Raw genomic sequence first — 19,297 nt, 5'->3', positions numbered from 1 at the left:
CCAGAAATCCTGAATATTTTAAAGAACGATGTTGTGTTGATCTCACTTTATGTAGACGATAAAAAGGAACTACCGGAAGATATGAAAGTAGAATATGCTTCTCGTCCGGGAAAAGTTATGAAAGACTACGGCGATAAGTGGAGCGATTTACAGGCAAGCAGATACAAAGCCAATTCTCAGCCGTTCTATGTTATCATGGATCATGAGGAAAATACCTTAATCGAGCCAGTAGGTTATACACCAGATGTAGCCGAGTATAAAACCTGGTTAAATGAAGGTATTTCAAAGTTTAAATAATTAGAAATTAATTATTGTTTTTCGGGGAAATCACTTTAGTCAGAAATGATTAAAGTGATTTTTTTTGTCTTAAAAAAATCCCAAAAGGAGCCGATATAAAAGTCAATAATTTGTACTTTTAATACTCAATAAAAAAAAATAATTCAATTATGGCAACAGTAACCTTAAAAGGTAATGCAATACAGACATCAGGAGAACTTCCAAAAGTAGGAACCAAAGCTCCGGATTTTACATTAACAACAACAGATCTGGGTTCTAAAACGCTTAGTGACTTTAGTGGGAGTAAAGTAATTTTAAATATTTTTCCTAGTGTAGATACAGGAACGTGTGCGCAATCGGTAAGAGAATTTAATAAAACGGCCAGTGAACTGGAAAACACAAAAGTACTTTGTATTTCACGCGATTTACCATTTGCACAGGCTCGTTTTTGTGGTGCCGAAGGTCTGGATAATGTAATTTCCTTATCCGATTTTAAAGATGGTAGTTTTGGGAAGGCTTATGGTTTGGATTTTACAACAGGACCATTAGAAACTTTATTGTCTCGTTGTGTCGTGGTTTTGGATGAAAACGGAACAGTAAAATATACAGAACAAGTAGCCGAAACAGTAGACGAACCTAATTACAAAGCAGCATTAGACGCTGTGTAATATGGCCAAAAAAGACTCGTTTTTTGTCAACAGAGTAAAAAGTGTAGGGTATGCGCTTAAAGGCGCAATCCTACTCTTAAAAACAGAATCCAGTATTAAAATTCAGTTTTTTATTGGGTTACTTACTACGGCTGCAGGCTTTTATTATCACATATCTTCAACAGAATGGATGGTTCAGATTCTTGCTATTGGTATTGTTATGGGAACAGAGGGACTGAATACCGCAATAGAAGCCATGGCCGATTTTATTCACCCCGATTTTAACTCCAAAATAGGCTTTATAAAAGATATCTCTGCAGGGGCTGTGTTTATTGCTGCAACAGCAGCAGTATTGGTTGGTCTTATAATTTATATGCCTAAGGTATTTTAAATAATATACCTTTAGGATAAACGTTAGTAATTTGTATTTTTGTTCAAATTAACAACGAGGCGTTGATGGCTAAAAAGAAAACCAAAACTAAACAACCAAGTTCACCAAAATTTAAAAAACCAGATCTAAAATTAACTAACCAACAGAAATTAATAGTAGGTAGTTTTCTTATTATTTTAGGTATTATTTTAGGTACAGCGTTTTTATCTTATTTCTTTACAGGTAAAGCCGATCAAAGTATTTTAAACGAATTTTCTGTCCGTGATACGGAAGCCAGTAACTGGGTCAAAAAATTTGGTGCCTGGTTAAGTGATGTATTTATATATCGTGGTTTTGGTGTTGCAGCCTTTATTTTCTCGGGACTTTTAATTTTGTCCGGACTTCATGTGCTTTTAGATATAAACAGAAGCAAGTTGCGCAGACACTGGTTTTGGGGCTTGTATCTGGTGTTATGGATTTCCATATTTTTTGGTTTTTTTGGAGAAAAGTATTCCGTGCTAGGAGGTACTGTAGGTTTCGAGACCAATTCGTTTTTAAGGGATTATATCGGGGTTTTAGGGGTTGCTTTATTACTTCTTTTTGCCCTGATTGTTTATCTGGCGTCTCGATTTAAGCTGACGTTTCATTCGATTTCAGAATTTTTTAAATCGGCTAAAAAAGGAATTTCAGAAGAGTTTAAAAAGGAAAAAGAAGAGCATGCCGATTTTGCTGTAGATAATAATTTAACGGCCGAAGCTGAGGAAATTAGGGCAGCTTATGAGGTGTCTTTGGAAGAATCATTTACACCAAAACAAGACGTTCATGTGGCGGAACCTCAGGTTATGCCAAAAGAACCCGTACAGGAAGAACCTGTTGTAACTAATACTTTTGAAGTTGAAACAGCTAAAGAAGAAGCCTCGATAGAGTCTGCTTCGGAATTAAATATTGAAGTTGAAACGACTCAGGAAGAACTTTCCGAAACCGATAATTTAGCTAACAAACTGGTTGAAGATTTTGGTTTATTCGACCCTACACTCGAATTAGGAAAGTATCAGTTCCCGCCATTAGAGTTACTTAAAAAATATGATTCCGAAGGAATAACGGTAAATCAGGAAGAGCTCGAGAACAATAAAAACAGAATTGTAGAAACCCTGAATAATTATAAAATTGGTATAGCCAGTATTAAGGCAACCATTGGGCCTACCGTAACTTTATATGAAATAGTACCAGAAGCGGGAGTACGTATTTCGAAAATTAAAAACCTGGAAGACGATATCGCCTTGTCATTATCGGCTTTGGGGATTCGTATTATAGCACCTATTCCGGGTAAAGGAACGATTGGTATCGAGGTGCCAAATACAGATTCTACCATCGTATCTATGCGTTCGGTTATTGCTGCGCAGAAATTCCAGAAGTCCGAAATGGAATTACCTATTGCACTAGGGAAAACCATTAGTAACGAAACCTTTGTTGTCGATCTTGCAAAAATGCCTCACTTGCTAATGGCAGGGGCAACGGGTCAGGGGAAATCGGTAGGACTTAATGCAGTTTTAACATCGTTATTGTATAAAAAACACCCGGCGGAAGTTAAGTTTGTTTTGGTTGATCCTAAAAAAGTAGAACTTACTTTATTTAATAAAATTGAACGCCATTATCTGGCAAAATTACCAGATAGCGAAGATGCTATTATAACCGATAACACCAAGGTAATTAACACGCTGAACTCGCTTTGTATTGAAATGGACAACCGATACGAGATGCTTAAAAACGCCATGTGTCGTAACCTGAAGGAGTATAATGCGAAGTTTAAAGCCCGAAAATTAAATCCGAACGATGGACACCACTTTTTACCATATATCGTATTGGTAGTCGATGAGTTTGCCGATTTAATTATGACAGCCGGTAAGGAAGTAGAAACGCCAATTGCCAGATTGGCACAGTTGGCACGTGCCATTGGTATACACTTAATAATTGCCACTCAGCGTCCTTCGGTAAATGTAATTACAGGTATTATTAAGGCGAACTTCCCGGCAAGAATAGCTTTTAGAGTAACTTCAAAAATAGATTCGCGTACCATTTTAGATGGCTCAGGTGCTGATCAGTTAATAGGTCGAGGAGATATGTTGTACACGCAGGGTAACGATATGATTCGTATACAATGTGCTTTTGTCGATACACCGGAAGTAGAAAAGATAACGGAGTTTATCGGTTCACAAAAAGCCTATCCTGATGCCTATTTATTACCGGAGTATGTTGGTGAAGAAGGTGGCACAAATCTTGATATTGATATTTCTGATCGCGATAAACTGTTCAGAGAAGCTGCCGAAGTTATTGTAACAGCACAGCAGGGTTCAGCTTCTTTACTGCAACGTAAATTAAAACTGGGCTATAACCGTGCCGGCCGATTAATCGATCAGCTGGAAGCTGCCGGTATAGTCGGACCTTTTGAAGGCAGTAAAGCCAGACAGGTTTTGGTTACAGATCTTATCGCTTTAGAACAATTATTAGAAAATGAAAACAACATTTAAAATGAAATCATTAATTCTTTCCATAGCCCTTTGTTTTACTGTAATTGGTTTTTCTCAAAACGATGCCAAAGCCAAATCGTTACTGGATCAGGTATCTAAAAAGGTACAGTCTTACGATAATATTGCTTTAGACTTTAAATATGTTTTACACAATGAAGCCGAAAATATCAATCAGGAGACGCGTGGCGATGTGGTAATGCAGGGAGATAAGTATGTTTTGAATATTCTTGGTATTACCAGAATATTCGACGGTAAAACCTTATATACTATAAATCCGGAGGATGAAGAAGTGACCATTTCTAAAGAAGATCCTAACGACGAAAATAGTATTACGCCAAGTAAAATGTTGTCTTTTTATAATGATGGATATACATATGCTATGGACATTGAACAGAATATTAAAGGCAGAAAAATTCAGTATGTGAAATTGATGCCGATTGATTCTAATTCCGAAATTCAGCATGTACTTTTAGGAATAGACCCGCAAACGAATCATATTTATAACTTAATCGAAGTAGGAAAAAACGGCACGAAAACAACGCTAACGGTAACGGAGTTTGAAACAAACGAAACGTTATCTAAAGCCATGTTTACTTTCGATAAAAATAAATACAAGGACTTTTACATCAATAACCTTAATTAAGCGTCTTCTTGAAAATATTAGACCGTTACATATTAACGACCTATTTAAAAACTTTTTTCAGCGTGTTTATTATTCTCATGCTGATTTTTATATTACAGACTATCTGGCTATTTATAAAGGAGCTGGCAGGTAAAGATTTAGATGTTATTATCATCTTTAAATTCCTAATGTATTATGCTCCTAAATTAATACCATTGGTGTTACCGCTTACCATTTTGTTATCTTCAATAATGGTGTTTGGTAGTTTTGCCGAAAACTACGAGTTTGCTGCCATGAAATCTACAGGGATTTCATTACAGCGTGCTATGGCGGGCTTAAGTGTGTTTATCGTATTACTTGGGGTAGTAACTTTTTTCTTTGCGAATAATGTCATTCCCTGGGGCGAATATAATTCGTATAACTTGAGGAAAAATATCGCAAAATTAAAACCTGCAATGGCAATTGCCGAAGGGCAGTTTAACGAGGTAGGTACTATAAATATTAAGGTGGCGAAGAAGACCGGAGATAAAGGGCAGTATCTTCACGATGTGGTTATTCATAAAAAAGCTGAAACAGGTTCTGGCAACTACACAACTATTATAGCCAAAGAAGGCGAGTTAATAGGGCAGGAGACTTCAGATGTTTTAAAGCTTATTCTTAAGGATGGAAATTATTATGACGATACACCGCCTAAAAAGGCTAAGGAAAGACGCCGCAGACCATTAACCAAAAGCAGCTTTAAAACCTATACCATAAATACAGACTTATCGCAGTTGAACGATATAGATCTGGAAGAGAAAAATGTAACAGATAAATACAATATGTTAGATATTTCCGATCTAACATATACCATAGATTCTTTAAAGCAACAGGAAATCGAAGATTACGAGGCGTTTTCAAAGAACGTTTATAATCGCTTTGGGGTAAAGAATCTTAATGGAGGAATAAAACCTAAAAAGGATTCTATTTTTACAGGGAGTAATGTGCTAGATATTTTTTCTACTTACGAGAAATTGCAAATTGTAGAAATGGCTTACAATAGCACATCCAGTACAAAGCAGATTATTTATACCAATGAAAAATCGTTTAAAGCCAAGTCGTCCTGGGTAAATAAACATGTTATAGCTTTACATGAAAAGTTGTCATTAGGCTTTGCTTGCGTTATTCTGTTTTTCGTAGGGGCGCCTTTAGGAGCTTTAATTCGAAAAGGAGGGCTGGGCTTACCTATGGTTGTGGCGATACTCTTGTTTTTAACGTATCATTTTATCGGAATTTTTGCTAAAAACAGTGCCAAGGACGGTAGTTTCAATCCAATTTTAGCGTCCTGGTTCTCTACATTAATTATGTTGCCGCTAAGTGTGTTTTTAACCCGTCGTGCTACGGCCGATAAAGGTTTGTTTGAGTTCGATCATATTATTGAACCGATAAAGAAATTGTTATCAATAAAGAATAAAAATACAGATTCTGACAACGACGGTTACAGTTGGGATTTTGCCGATTTTAACAGGTATAAAGAAGATAAATTACTTGAGATTATTAAAGATCCTACCTCTTATAATTATCATCCTTTAGGAAAGATAGAGGCGCTTCAGACTTTGGAACGTAGAAATTTAAGTTTAGACGCTATAAGGAGTAAAGGGGTAAATATAGACCCGGCATTCGATATTTCTAAACGTCTTGTTTCAAAATTTACGTTGTTCTCTAAACTAGCATTTGTGTTTTATTGCACAGGAGTAATACCACTAATATTATTTTTTGTTTTCAATAATAACAAATTGCCACAACTGGCATCAACTACACTTTTAATAAGTGTTATCAGTTTCGTCTTATTTTTAATAACCTATATAATTCAGCACTTAAAAATTTCTACGTTTTATAAGCATATTAACCAAAGACAGAAGTCACCAAACGTCTTTATGTTTATTTTAGGTTTGTTCTTATATCCAATAGTTTATGTTCTAACCAAACAAAAAGCTAAAGAAGACTTAAGTAGATATGCGGTGCAACTTTTAAACTAAAAGCAATATCTTTGCAACATGATGACAGAATCTAAATTAACTAAAATGCCATCCATTAAATTAGATAGTATTAAGGAAGCCATAGACGATATCCGAAATGGTAAGGTAATTATTGTCGTAGACGATGAAGACCGGGAAAATGAAGGCGATTTTGTTGCCGCAGCATCTAAGGCAACACCAGAGATGGTTAATTTTATGGCTACACACGGGCGTGGTTTAATTTGTGCCCCGTTAACCGAAACACGCTGTAAAGCGTTGGATTTACAAATGATGGTTAGTAATAATACCGACCATATGGAGACGGCTTTTACCGTATCGGTGGATTTAAGAGGAAATGGTGTTACTACGGGAATTTCGGCAAGCGATCGTGCTAAGACTGTTCAGGCTTTAATCGATCCCGAAACTAAGGGTTTTGAATTGTCCCGACCTGGACATATTTTTCCTTTGGTGGCTAAAGATGGAGGCGTGTTAAGACGTACCGGACATACCGAAGCTGCTATAGATTTTGCTAGATTGGCTGGGTTACCTCCGGCAGGGATTATTGTGGAAATAATGAACGAAGACGGTTCTATGGCACGCTTGCCTCAACTTATGGAAGTGGCTAAAAAATTCGATTTAAAAGTGGTTTCTATAGAAGATCTGGTTGCTTACCGCATGCAACATGATTCGCTGATAGAAAAGAAAGAAGATTTTGATATTGAAACCCGTTTTGGGCGTTTCCGTTTAAGAGCTTATCTGCAGACGACGAACAATCAAATTCATATTGCTTTAACCAAAGGGCAGTGGAAGTCTGATGAGCCTGTACTTACGCGAGTAAATTCAACCTTAATTAATAACGATATTTTAGGAACTTTAACCAACGATGCAGATGCACAGTTGGATAATATGTTTAAGGTAATAAATGAAGCGGGGAGCGGAGCTATAATCTTCATAAATCAGGAGCCAAAGGCTATCAATTTACTTAATCGATTATCGGTTTTAAAAGATATGCAAAAGCCGGAAACTGTAGTGAAAGCTCCCAGTGTGGTTATGGATACCAAAGATTTTGGTATTGGAGCGCAGATTTTACATGATTTGGAAATTCATAAATTACGATTATTATCCAATAGCGGACAAACCAAGCGTGTAGGAATGATTGGTTATGGTTTGGAAATTACCGAATATGTAAATTATTAGAAGAAAGAAAACAGTTTTGTTTAGAACAATAAAAAGCCACCGTTTAGGTGGCTTTTATTATTTATAATCGTACAAGAAAGTTATAATACACTTTGTATGGCTTCAACCATTTTTGAAGCGCGCTGCTTTACCTCTTCTTCGGTCCATGATAATTTTATCAGACAGGATATATTACGGCCGATAAAGAAGTCTGACTGATTAAAGGATTGTGTTTTTAATTTTCCTAAAGCTTCTTTAATTTGAGGCGAAATAGGGTAAAGGCTTTTTACTTCCTTTAAATGTTCCCATTTTCTTACATAATGCCAGTTGTTATTGTAATAATGAAAACAACCATCAATTCCATTGTCTTTTAATGCAGTCATGGCGGCATTGGCTTTATCCAGATTAGGTAAAAAGAAGCTTAAAAACGAATAGTTTTCTTCTCCTTCTTCAGGAATAGTTCTAAAGGTGATTTCGGGAATAGTAGCTAAAGCGTCTTTAAGTATGGTATAATGTTTTTTCTGAATCGAAATAAAGTCCTTTAATCGTCTTAATTGCGCAAGCCCCACAGCGGCATGTAATTCGGAAATCCTGAAATTGTAACCTAAATACGGGTGAGATTCAGCACCTCGGTCAGAACCCACATGGTCGTGCCCGTGGTCGCTAAACTGATCTGCACAGATGGCGTAATCATCATTATTGGTAATAACAGCGCCACCTTCACCAGCAGTAATGGTTTTTACAAAGTCGAAGGAAAAGCATCCCAGGTCGCCATATGTCCCCAGAGGTTTGCCTTGGTAAGTACCACCAATAGCCTGACAGGCATCTTCTATTAATTTTAGATTATTGGTTTTACAAATGTCTTTTAATTCTTTTAATCGTGCCATACTTCCGCACATATGTACCGGCATGATAGCCTTAGTTTTTGGTGTAATGGCGTTTTTAACGGCTACTAAATCCAAGGTTAAAGTATCGTCTATATCTACAAGTACAGGAATAGCTCCAAGCATTAAAACGGCTTCAAAACTGGCAACAAAGGTAAAGGTAGGGAGTATAACTTCATCTCCGGCTCCAATACCGGCAACGGCTAAAGCAACAGAAACAGCAGCAGTACCAGAGGAAACCAGTTGGGCATGTTTAACTTGCATTTCTGTTTGTAATTCTTGTTCCAGTGATTTTGCTTTCCAGTGTCCGTTTCGCATAGCGTCGAAACCATATCGCATTAAAATGCCACTATCTAAAACATCGTTTACTTCTTTATGTTCTGATGGGCCAAAAAGTTCGAATCCAGGCATGAGTTCATTTTATAATTGGATTCAAATGTACGATATAACAAAGGATTTTTAAAGGAGAAATTAATACTTAAAGTAATGACGATGGGGGGAAACTTAGTATTGGTGTTGATCTTTAACGGTATTTAATAGACTACTCTACATTTAGTGTAAACTTTCTTGTTAGATATATGTTTGATTTTCAGTGTGTAGATTTTTTTAGGTGAAAAAAATAATATTTTTTGTTAGAATTGTTTGATAGAATCGAAAAAGGGTCTTATATTTGCACCCGCAATCAGGGAATACCTGATGAGACACTCAAGGAGAAATGGCAGAGTGGTCGAATGCGGCAGTCTTGAAAACTGTTGAGGGTCACACCTCCGGGGGTTCGAATCCCTCTTTCTCCGCAAAAACCCTTGTAATTCTACGATTACAAGGGTTTCTTGTTTTATTTAGAATTCAATAAATTACTTGTCGTAATAATAGAGCATTTCAAAGGGCGTGTTAGTTTCTGCTTTACTCCATTTAAGTTGTAAAGGTTTATTTTGTTGTTCAGGGTTGTTCAGGTAGATTTTTATTGGATGTAAGCCGTGTTTTAAATGTATGTTTGCAGATTGCTCTTTTCTTGGAGTATAGTTGTAATCGGCATCAATTACGAGAGCATCATGTATTTTAACTATAAATTTTCCTGTACTGTTGCAGGTTAAAGTATAGCTGCCGTCTTCCGGAACCTGGATATATCCTTCAAGAAGGAAAACGTCGTGCTTTTTCTTTTTGAGTTTAATTGGAGTAGTACTTTTTAGCACACCTGCAGCTTTTGGTATTAATAGCTCCGTCTTAGGTAGCCAGTTAAAAAAGCCTGTGTAAGTTTTATAATTTAGTCCTTTTCTCAGTCGGGTTCTGATTACAGCAGGTATTAAAGTAGTATCGTAGGGTCTTGGGGCAGCGGAGTCTGGTCTGCGTATTTGTAACACCCTGTCTTTCATCCACAGTTGTATGTCTTCGACACCACCTCCTATGGCTAAATTGTTAGTTTCGTGTGTGTCTTTTCTTATGTTGTAAATTTCGAAATCGGATTTAGTATCTTGTATATCATATCTTAGTCCTAAATAATCCCCTTTTCTGATAAGTTGCATTTGATTTCTTGTTCGTTTACGGTTGCCTTCGTAAAAATCTTTATAATCAGGTGTTGTTCCGTTTACGTCATATTCTGAGTAGATTACACTTTCTCTTTGTAATCCTTTTCCAGTTAATCCAGGTAAAAGTGATACCCCATCTGTATTTGCCGGAGGTGAAAAGCCGGCAGCATCTGCAAAAGTAGCTAGCCAGTCGTAAGCAATATTTGGTGTTGTAATTTTTACATTTTCAGGAATGGTTTCCGGCCATTTTACTATGGTAGGTACACGCATACCTCCTTCAAGAATATCACGCTTAATACCATCAAACGGACCGAAACTATCGAAAAATTCAGGTGAGTTTGCGGTGTATCCCTTAGGTAAATACGATTCTCTCGATGGTCCGTTATCTGATGTGAATACAACTAAAGTATTGTCTTCGATATTCAAATCTTTTAATAACTGTGTTAAGTCTCCCATGGCATCATCTATTCGTCGTACAGCAGTAGCGTAACGCTTATAGGTCTCTGGCCAGGCTATTTCCGGAGTAGATTTAACTTTATCGTGATTATACGTGGCATTTTCATAATCTGTATGAACATAAGAGTCAACTTCTCCACTAGCAGTATTTATCATATTACCTGGTTTACCTATCCATTGAATACCTCCCTGCAAACCTCCGGATTTGGGGTAGGCCTGTGTTGGTAGCTCTAAAACAGCATGAGGGGTATCATAACTTAAAAACAAGAAAAATGGCTTTTGTACTTCTCTAACCTGAGTTGTAATCCAATGCTTGGCTGCCGCTGTCCAAAGGTCTCCCGTGTAACATTTATCTAAACCATTTTTAATTTCAGTAGTATTTTCATAAACGCTTTTTGTACCACGGTAAATGCCTTCATTGGGATAGTGTTCATGTCCGTCTGTATGACGCATATAGCCATAGAAATAGTCAAACCCTCTGTTAATGGGATGTCCAGGCCAGGAATCGCCGTGTTTAGAATAGCGAATGTCTCCTTGAAGTCCCCACTTTCCAATAACCGCCGTTGTATAACCCGCTATTTGTAATACATTACCAATAGTATAATTGTTAGCAAGGGCTTTGTCGAATTGATTATTTCTTACATTGGCATGTCCCTGACTTAAACCGCTGAGTAAAGACGCCCTTGAAGGTGCACAAACCGGAGCGGCAACATAATGATTTGTTAACATAGCGCCTTGATGCCCCATATTATCAAGGTTTGGAGTTGAGGTCCATGGCTCTGTGGTATCTGCTTTTAATTGTCTTTCATTTTGAAAGAATACTCCAATATCTCCGTAACCTAAATCGTCTGTTAGTATAAAGATAATATTGGGTTTCGAGTTTTTGAGTTTAGTATTTGTTTGGGTGTACCCAACAATTTGAATTAAAATGAAAAGTATAATTGTTAGTTGTGTTTTCATTGCGAAATGTTAATGGTTCGCTGTTGTAGCGATTTATTCAAAGCTTTATGGGTGCCATAATCTTTAGATTTTCCCGTTTCAGTATGAACAATTATTATTTGATAGGAGCCTTTAAATTTAGCTTTAGGTTGATATATTGCTTCTGGAATTCTCTGAGCGTATACCAATTGATCGTTCTGATAGACTTTTAGGAGCGGTAGTTGTTTAAAGTTTAATAATTTTAATACAGGTAAATAAAAATTTGCATGTTTTAGAAGGTTATCTTCCTGCCTTACACTAATTGGCCATCCCGGGTATTGGGCGTCTTGTTGTAGAACATCTTTAAAACGTTCATAACAATCTGTTTTTATGGTCCGGTATTTTTTGTCGAAAGTAACTAGGCCAAAGCCATTGGCTCTATTGTATAAAATTTCTGGTTCTTGATGCCTGTTATAAGGATTGCCTACGGCATGTAAAGTGAATTTATTGCCAAAGCCATCTATATGATTTCCTGTGTAAGCTGGGGTTTCAACAGTATGATTTGTTGAATTAACCTCGGGCCAGAAGCGTCGCGGCCAGATATTGTTTAAGGCCGGCCCGGCAAAAGCATAACTTCCCTGCTCATAATCGTCCAGCCCATATTGTATAAACGATCCTAAATGTTGGTCTCCAGCAATATGAAAAGCCATGGCTTTACTGATAATGTTAACCGCTTTATCCCGCTTATTTGATGGCCATCCATTTGAATCCATGTCTACTGTAGGAGCATCGCCGGAAATGTATTGTCCTCTTTCAGGAATTTCCAATGATGGTACTATATCATCTGTTAAAGTGCCTTTAGGTAAAGTCGCCACAGTGGTGAAATTGGTTTGAGACAGTACGGCTTTCATTTGGGTGTCGTCCGACCAATCTTCTACCCAATGTTCCAGAAATTTTTCCTGACGAACCCCTAATAATTCAGCTTTTAAATTTTTATATTGTTTAATATCAAAATCTTTGTTTCGAATAAAGCCATTGTAGACCTGCGCCTCTTTTGGTAGAACACTTTTTGGTGCCGATTTAAATTTACGGTCCTCAAGTATGGCAAAGCTTATTCCTGCATAATGCCATTGCGTATAGTACACACCGATATTATTTTTTACAGGAGTGGGGTCGAAGGCATCTGGTAAATGACTGGTTTGGGTAAATTGAACCATATTAACCCATTCCGGGGACATTTTGTATCCTCCTTTATCTTGTGCTGAGGCATAGAAACCTTCTGAAGTATCTGCAAGTTCACCACCGGAACCCCAGATATTTCCATGATATACATCGTGGTCGTCGGGAATAATGGCACAGGGTTTATGTCTGAAAATTTCGCGGTACGACCAGCCAAACATCATCCATTTTCGTAAATAATCGAGACATTGTTTGTCGAAATTACCAGAATATTGAGCCCCGAAGCCACCGGTACTTTCATAAAACTGATCTCCAAGAAATACACTCATATCGTATTCCAACTTGTTTAAACTTTCTGGTATATCAGTATCAGGGAAACCAAAGTGAGCATTACAACTAAATACAGCAACTTTTAATTGGTCATTGTTTTTTGGTTCGGCGGCTATAGTTCCTTCATAATTGTATTTATTTATATTATTACCTACCGGGATTTCTACGGAAATACGATAGGGAATATCAGATTCAGTTGTCCAATTGTCAATTTTAAAATTAATAGCTCTACCGGAATGAATTACTTTAGTTTCTTCCTCGATAATCCATTGGTCATTTCTTTTAAATTCCAGTAATACCTTATGATTTTTTATGTGCTCTATAGGTGCTAATTGGGCTGTTAATTTTAGTTTCTTACGATGAAGAGTGTATTGAGCAAAGCAAATAGGTCCATAAACATTGTCTTCTTTTTGAAATAATGACGGAGAGGAAATCTTCCAATGTTGGAAAGAAATACTTGGTTGTTCGGCGTCTGTTTTCTGAGTTTTACCAAAACTTGCTAATAGAGCGAAATTGCCTCTTAGGTCTAAATTGTCTAAAGAAACAGGTTTTGTTTCGTAAATAAGACTATTAGTTATTGGATTGATAATTTGTACAACAGCGGAAGTAGAGCTGTTTGTAATAGCGGTATTAAAATCAAGTTTAAAACTGTCGGGAATTCTATTTAATCCTGTGTTGATATAAATATCACCTATTTTTAATTGCCCTTGTGGGGTAAGGCCAACTTCGAAACCTTTTCCGAAAACGGCTGCCGAACGAAAGTCGGAAAACTTACCTTTAGCGCCTAAGATTATACCAACACAACCAGTTTCTATATAATCTATGTTGGCATTAAGTTTAGTAATTATGGTTGAAATGTGGAGCGGTGTATTGTTCGTTCTATTTTGTAGTGTTAGTGCATGTAAAGTACGGTTAAAGCCTGTTACGGAACAGATCAACTTTCTTTTGTTGATTTCCCAGTCCTGAAGACGGTTGCCCCAGTATTCTGGTCCGGCCCATTTCATGTCTGGCCAGTTATGCCAGTTGCTTTTAAAACTGACATTATTGGTGGTTTTATTAAGGTGATGTGCTGTGTTTATAAAACCAAAGGCTGAGTTAACCAATGGCAATAGCGAGCCAAGGGTGATTGTTTTTATATAAGTTCTACGTTTCATTTTGAATAAATATCTTCTCGGTTAGTTTTCTTCTGGTTGTTTTTATTCGGGTTAGGCTAAATCTAATTAATATTTTAGTTTATTCTTAGGGAAAGGTTTTCCAAAAAAGGGGAGATATTTGTCTTTTTTAGCCAGGAAAATAGAAATGAAGTAGGAGCGTATCTGATTTAAATAAATGTAGGTATTTTTTTCTAACGAATTATGAAGCTGTTAGATTAATGCTGAATATTGAAATAAAAAAAACCGACTCTAGTGAGTCGGTTTTTATAAGCGAAATGTTATACAATTAGGCTCAGCGCCTTATTTTACTTTGTTTACTATTGCTTCAAAAGCTTCAGGGTTATTCATCGCTAAATCGGCTAAAACCTTACGGTTTAATTCGATATTGTTAGCTTTTAATTTACCCATGAATTGAGAATAAGATAATCCGTATTGTCTGGCTCCCGCGTTAATACGCGTAATCCATAAAGCACGGAATGTTCTCTTTTTATTTCTACGGTCTCTGTACGAATATAACATCGCTTTATCAACCGCATTTTTTGCTACTGTCCAAACGTTTTTACGACGTCCGAAGTAACCTTTTGCTTGCTTAAGAACCTTTTTTCTTCTGGCTCTTTTAGCTACTGAATTTACTGATCTTGGCATTTCTTAAATGTGTTTTTTGTAGTAGGCGGTCAATTTTATATTGACACTTTGTAATTTAGGCCTAACTCCAGGGTTATTAAATAATTGTAACCAGAACAAATATTACTTTAAACGTAATTGTTCTTTAATGCTGTTAACATCATGATCGTGAACTAATCCACTGTGAGTTAACGCTAGCTTACGCTTTTTAGACTTCTTTGTTAAGATGTGACTTTTAAAAGCGTGCTTTCTTTTGATCTTCCCAGTACCTGTTAACTTGAAACGTTTTTTGGTACTAGATTTTGTTTTCATTTTAGGCATCTTCTTCTCCTAGTTTTTATTTATTTCGCTTATTATTTTAAACCTGAAAATATTCAGGGTTATTTTGTTTTTTTAGGCGCGATAAACATTGTCATACGTTTACCTTCCAGTTTTGGCATTTGTTCTACCTTTCCATACTCTTCAAGGTCCTGTGCTAAACGCAGCAATAAAATCTGACCTTGTTCTTTGAAGACGATAGAACGTCCTTTAAAGAATACAAAAGCTTTTAATTTAGCACCTTCTTTTAAGAACTTTTCTGCGTGTTTCTTTTTAAACTCGTAATCGTGATCGTCTGTTTGTGGTCCGAAACGAATTTCTTTTACAATAACTTTAGTGGCCTTCGACTTTAAAGCTTTATCACGTTTCTTTTGCTCGTAAAGAAACTTTTTATAATCCATAACTTTACAAACAGGAGGCACTGCTTTAGGCGAAATTTCAACAAGATCCAGCTCTTGCTCTTCGGCAATGGCTAAAGCTTGCTTAATTGGATATACTCCAATTTCTACATTGTCACCTACTAATCTCACTTCTTCAACTCTAATCTTAGAGTTAATTCTATGCTGATCTTCTTTTTCAACCCTTCTCGGGGCTTGTTTTTTTCTACGTATTGCTATGGCTATAAAATTTTAGTTAAACTTATTTAAAACTGTTTTAATGTTTTGTTTGTCTCGGTTTCAACGATTTTTGCAAATTCCTCGATGGTAATTGCTCCTAAATCTTCGCCACCGTGTTGACGCACAGATATTTTATTTTCTTTTTCCTCATTCTCACCAATAATGATCATGAATGGGATTTTTTTCATTTCTGCCTCTCTAATTTTCTTCCCAATCGTCTCATTTCTATGGTCTACGAGGGCGCGAATTTCGTGATTTTCTAGCAAATTTAAAACTTTTTCAGCGTATTTTTCATATTTCTCACTAATTGACAGGATAATAGCCTGATCTGGCATTAACCATAATGGGAAATTTCCAGCTGTGTGTTCTAGTAAAATAGCTATAAAACGTTCCATACTTCCAAAAGGCGCACGGTGAATCATTACCGGGCGATGGGTTTCGTTATCACTGCCTTTATAAGACAGGTCGAAGCGCTCTGGTAAATTATAATCTACCTGTATGGTTCCTAATTGCCATTGTCTGCCTAAGGCATCTTTAACCATGAAATCTAATTTAGGTCCGTAGAATGCAGCTTCCCCAGATTCGATAACGTAATTTAAACCTTTGTCTTTGGCTGCATTGATAATCGCCTGTTCAGCCTTTTTCCAGTTTTCTACACTACCTATATATTTATCAGGGTTATCTAAATCTCTAACAGAAACCTGAGCGGTAAAGTTTTCGAATCCTAACGATCCGAATACATAGAGTACAAGATCGATAACATTTTTAAATTCCTGGTCTAATTGTTCTGGTGTACAGAAAATATGGGCATCGTCCTGAGTAAATCCTCTTACTCGTGTTAAACCGTGGAGTTCTCCACTTTGCTCATAACGGTAAACGGTACCAAATTCAGCAAAACGTTTTGGTAAATCTTTATAAGACCACTGGGTGCTGTTGTAAATCTCGCAGTGATGCGGACAGTTCATTGGTTTTAATAAAAATTCTTCACCTTCTTTTGGGGTGTGTATAGGTTGAAAGCTGTCTTCACCGTATTTTGCGTAATGGCCAGAAGTAACATATAGTTCTTTTTGACCTATATGAGGCGTAACAACCATTTCGTATCCGGCTTTCTTTTGTGCCTTTTTTAAAAAGCTCTCTAAGCGTTCTCTAATTGCAGCACCTTTTGGTAACCATAAAGGTAATCCTTGTCCGACTTTAGAAGAAAATGTGAATAATTCTAATTCTTTACCTAGTTTTCTGTGATCGCGTTTTTTAGCCTCTTCTAATAAATGAAGGTATTCCGTAAGTTCTTTTTGTTTCGGAAATGAAATACCATATACACGAGTAAGCTGAGGTTTATTTTCATCTCCTCTCCAATATGCTCCAGCTACTGATAGTACTTTAACTGCTTTTATTATTCCTGTATTCGGAATATGGCCTCCGCGACATAAATCCGTAAACGTTGAATGATCGCAGAAGGTTATGGTACCATCTTCTAAATTTTCAATTAATTCGGTTTTATAAGGATTGTCCTTATAAGTCTCTAAGGCTTCAGCTTTACTAATAGCTCTCATTTTAAAGTCGTGTTTTCCACGAGCTATGTCAAGCATTTTATTTTCGATAGCTTTAAAGTCTTTATCAGAAACCGATTTATCACCAAAATCTACATCATAATAAAACCCGTTTTCAATAGCTGGTCCTATAGTAAGTTTGGCGCCTGGGTATAACTCTTCTATAGCCTGAGCTAAAACGTGAGCAGATGAATGCCAGAATGCTTTTTTGCCTTCCTCGTTATTCCAGGTATATAATACTAAAGATCCGTCGGTGGTTAAAGGGGTAACGGTTTCAACGGTTGTGCCGTTAAAACTGGCAGAAATTACATTTCTTGCTAATCCTTCGCTAATGCTTTTCGCGACATCCATTGGAGTCGTGTTCTTTTCAAACGATTTTATACTACCATCCGGTAATGTGATCTGTATCATATTATATATTAAAATTGAAGAGGCAAAGATAATAGTATCTAAATAGAGTTACAATATATATGTGTAAATTTAGAATCTTACAGCTATAAAATAAATTACAGTGTTTTGTGTAGTCTGATAAGGTTTGTAGATGAACAAAAAGAGCTATATAATTAAGGTGTGAATTACTGATTCTATAATATGTATAGTTCTAAATAAAATCCATCATCATAAATTGTAGTAACAATGAAGAAGAAGATCAAATTTTATTTAAATAAATTAAAGGGGAGTTTGTGGTTTCGGCCTCTGCTATTCTGTATTCTTTCCGTTATAGGTGCTTTAATATCGCATAAAGCTGATGGCACCCGTTTAAACGACCTGGTGCCGGTAATAGCTGTAGAGTCTATAGAAAGTTTACTAAATACCATTTCGGCAAGTATGTTGGTTATAGCCACTTTTGCTGTAGCCTCTATGATCTCGGCTTTTACTGCGGCAAGTAATACCGCTACCCCTAGATCTTTTAAAATCGTGGTTACAGATGATGTGTCTCAATATGCACTTTCTATTTTTATTGGTGCGTTTATTTTTAGTATTGTGGCAACTATAGCTTTGAAAAACGGATATTATGATAAGGCCGGACGATTTGTGCTTTTTGTTTTTACCCTGATGTTATTTGCAGTGGTTATTGTCACTTTTTTAAGATGGGTAGACCGAATTTCTAGATTGGGGAGATTAGAGCATACAATTAAACAGGTCGAAACCGTGGCAAAGAAAGCACTTCAGTCCTATATAAATGCACCATATTTAAATGCGTTGCCGATTATGGGTGAATTCGAAAAAGGCAGTGCTGTTTTTAGTAGGTCTACAGGTTATGTGCAATTTATAGATATAAAAGGATTGCAGGACTTGGCAGAAGCACATGATGTGAAAATAAGATTGTGTTGTCTGGTAGGTAAGTTTGTAAATGAAAATTCGGAGTTAGCGTTGATTAATGAGCCATTACCGATGCAAAATACTAATATAAAAGATAAGATTTATGAAGCAATCCAGATAGGTCACTACAGATTGTTTGAAGACGATCCTAGGTTTGGGTTGATAGCGCTAACAGAAATAGCCAGTAGAGCGCTGTCTCCGGGAATAAATGACCCTGGAACCGCAATTCAGATTATAGGAAGTCATGAACGACTTTTTTTCTTATGGAACGCCAAACGAAAAGACGATAAGAGTCTGGATGTAAAATATGATAGGGTTGAAGTTAATTGTATAGAGATGTCCGATTTTTTCGACGATGCCTTTAGGCCTATAGCAAGAGATGGGGCTGGTAATATAGAAGTTATGTTGCGCTTGCAAAAAACATTTAATGCGTTAAGCCTTGTAAATCAGTCGAAAATAGAAAGCGTCGCGAAGTTGTATTCTAAAAATACATTTCTAAGGGCTGAATCTCACTTAGAAAACAAACAGGATATTGATCTACTAAAGGAAAACATTCTGTCTTAAAAAATAAGTTAGTATTGGAGAATTTAATATATAAGTAAAAAAGGAGTGTGCTTTTTAAATAAAGGTTTTTGAAAAATAAATATGATATAACATGTTGAGAAATAATAGATTCAAAAAAACTTTCAAAAAAAGGCATAAAAAAGTTTGTTAGTTAAGGAAAAAGGGTGGTATATTTGCACCCGCTTACGGCAGGAGGGATGTAGAGAAAGAGTAAGCGGACGTTCATTTACAGGAGTTT

Annotated in this window: 14 protein-coding genes, 1 tRNA gene and 1 pseudogene; 9 read left to right on the top strand and 7 right to left on the bottom strand. The window is 36.5% G+C overall.

Annotated features, from left to right (window positions below; translation table 11 throughout):
• From I3217_RS09725 to ribB, 7 genes and pseudogenes are all read left to right on the top strand, one after another.
• A pseudogene (locus I3217_RS09725) lies at nucleotides 1–297 on the top strand (thiol:disulfide interchange protein); the annotation flags it as partial.
• 149 nt (nucleotides 298–446) lie between these two features.
• The gene (gene tpx, locus I3217_RS09720; RefSeq protein ID WP_435049564.1) at nucleotides 447–944 is read left to right on the top strand and encodes a thiol peroxidase; all 498 of its coding nucleotides are present in this window, start codon (nucleotides 447–449) and stop codon (nucleotides 942–944) included.
• Between the two features lies 1 nt (nucleotide 945).
• The gene (locus I3217_RS09715; RefSeq protein ID WP_435049563.1) at nucleotides 946–1,314 is read left to right on the top strand and encodes a diacylglycerol kinase family protein; all 369 of its coding nucleotides are present in this window, start codon (nucleotides 946–948) and stop codon (nucleotides 1,312–1,314) included.
• 65 nt (nucleotides 1,315–1,379) lie between these two features.
• The gene (locus I3217_RS09710; RefSeq protein ID WP_435049562.1) at nucleotides 1,380–3,821 is read left to right on the top strand and encodes a DNA translocase FtsK 4TM domain-containing protein; all 2,442 of its coding nucleotides are present in this window, start codon (nucleotides 1,380–1,382) and stop codon (nucleotides 3,819–3,821) included.
• Between the two features lies 1 nt (nucleotide 3,822).
• Nucleotides 3,823–4,464 carry a LolA family protein gene (locus I3217_RS09705; RefSeq protein WP_435049561.1) on the top strand — a complete coding sequence of 214 codons (642 nt, stop codon included), beginning with the start codon at nucleotides 3,823–3,825 and terminating at the stop codon, nucleotides 4,462–4,464.
• 8 nt (nucleotides 4,465–4,472) lie between these two features.
• A complete protein-coding gene (locus I3217_RS09700) occupies nucleotides 4,473–6,461 on the top strand; it encodes an LptF/LptG family permease (protein WP_435049560.1) in 1,989 nt (662 codons plus the stop codon).
• A 45-nt stretch (nucleotides 6,462–6,506) separates the two neighbouring features.
• Nucleotides 6,507–7,637: a 3,4-dihydroxy-2-butanone-4-phosphate synthase gene (gene ribB / locus I3217_RS09695; protein ID WP_435049559.1), complete on the top strand. Its 1,131-nt coding sequence runs from the start codon at nucleotides 6,507–6,509 to the stop codon at nucleotides 7,635–7,637.
• 80 nt (nucleotides 7,638–7,717) lie between these two features.
• Here the strand turns inward: ribB and I3217_RS09690 are convergent, their stop codons facing one another.
• Nucleotides 7,718–8,911 carry a DegT/DnrJ/EryC1/StrS family aminotransferase gene (locus I3217_RS09690; protein WP_435049558.1) on the bottom strand — a complete coding sequence of 398 codons (1,194 nt, stop codon included), beginning with the start codon at nucleotides 8,909–8,911 and terminating at the stop codon, nucleotides 7,718–7,720.
• A 298-nt stretch (nucleotides 8,912–9,209) separates the two neighbouring features.
• On the opposite strand from I3217_RS09690, the gene I3217_RS09685 reads away from it, so the two are divergent.
• Nucleotides 9,210–9,294: transfer RNA gene (locus I3217_RS09685), tRNA-Ser, on the top strand.
• Nucleotides 9,295–9,354: 60 nt separating this feature from the next.
• Here I3217_RS09685 and I3217_RS09680 read toward each other — a convergent pair.
• The 6 genes from I3217_RS09680 to thrS form a co-directional block, all read right to left on the bottom strand.
• Nucleotides 9,355–11,442, bottom strand: a complete 2,088-nt coding sequence (locus tag I3217_RS09680; protein ID WP_435049557.1) for a sulfatase-like hydrolase/transferase — start codon at nucleotides 11,440–11,442, stop codon at nucleotides 9,355–9,357.
• Nucleotides 11,439–14,063: a twin-arginine translocation pathway signal protein gene (locus tag I3217_RS09675; RefSeq protein ID WP_435049556.1), complete on the bottom strand. Its 2,625-nt coding sequence runs from the start codon at nucleotides 14,061–14,063 to the stop codon at nucleotides 11,439–11,441. Before I3217_RS09675 ends, I3217_RS09680 begins: the two co-directional genes overlap by 4 nt.
• Nucleotides 14,064–14,363: 300 nt before the next feature.
• Complete coding sequence (gene rplT, locus I3217_RS09670; RefSeq protein WP_435049555.1) at nucleotides 14,364–14,708, bottom strand: 50S ribosomal protein L20; 345 nt, start codon at nucleotides 14,706–14,708, stop codon at nucleotides 14,364–14,366.
• Nucleotides 14,709–14,810: 102 nt separating this feature from the next.
• A complete protein-coding gene (rpmI, locus tag I3217_RS09665) occupies nucleotides 14,811–15,008 on the bottom strand; it encodes a 50S ribosomal protein L35 (protein WP_435049554.1) in 198 nt (65 codons plus the stop codon).
• A gap of 59 nt (nucleotides 15,009–15,067) precedes the next feature.
• Nucleotides 15,068–15,616 carry a translation initiation factor IF-3 gene (gene infC / locus I3217_RS09660; protein WP_435050300.1) on the bottom strand — a complete coding sequence of 183 codons (549 nt, stop codon included), beginning with the start codon at nucleotides 15,614–15,616 and terminating at the stop codon, nucleotides 15,068–15,070.
• Between the two features lie 32 nt (nucleotides 15,617–15,648).
• Complete coding sequence (gene thrS, locus I3217_RS09655) at nucleotides 15,649–17,583, bottom strand: threonine--tRNA ligase (protein ID WP_435049553.1); 1,935 nt, start codon at nucleotides 17,581–17,583, stop codon at nucleotides 15,649–15,651.
• Between the two features lie 225 nt (nucleotides 17,584–17,808).
• Between thrS and I3217_RS09650 the strand changes: the two genes are divergently transcribed.
• Complete coding sequence (locus tag I3217_RS09650) at nucleotides 17,809–19,059, top strand: DUF2254 domain-containing protein (protein WP_435049552.1); 1,251 nt, start codon at nucleotides 17,809–17,811, stop codon at nucleotides 19,057–19,059.
• The last annotated feature ends 238 nt before the right edge of the window (nucleotides 19,060–19,297 follow it).

The sequence above is a fragment of the Formosa sp. S-31 genome (assembly GCF_051172795.1).
GTDB lineage: Bacteria > Bacteroidota > Bacteroidia > Flavobacteriales > Flavobacteriaceae > Formosa.
This window is presented reverse-complemented; position numbering and strand designations above follow the sequence as displayed.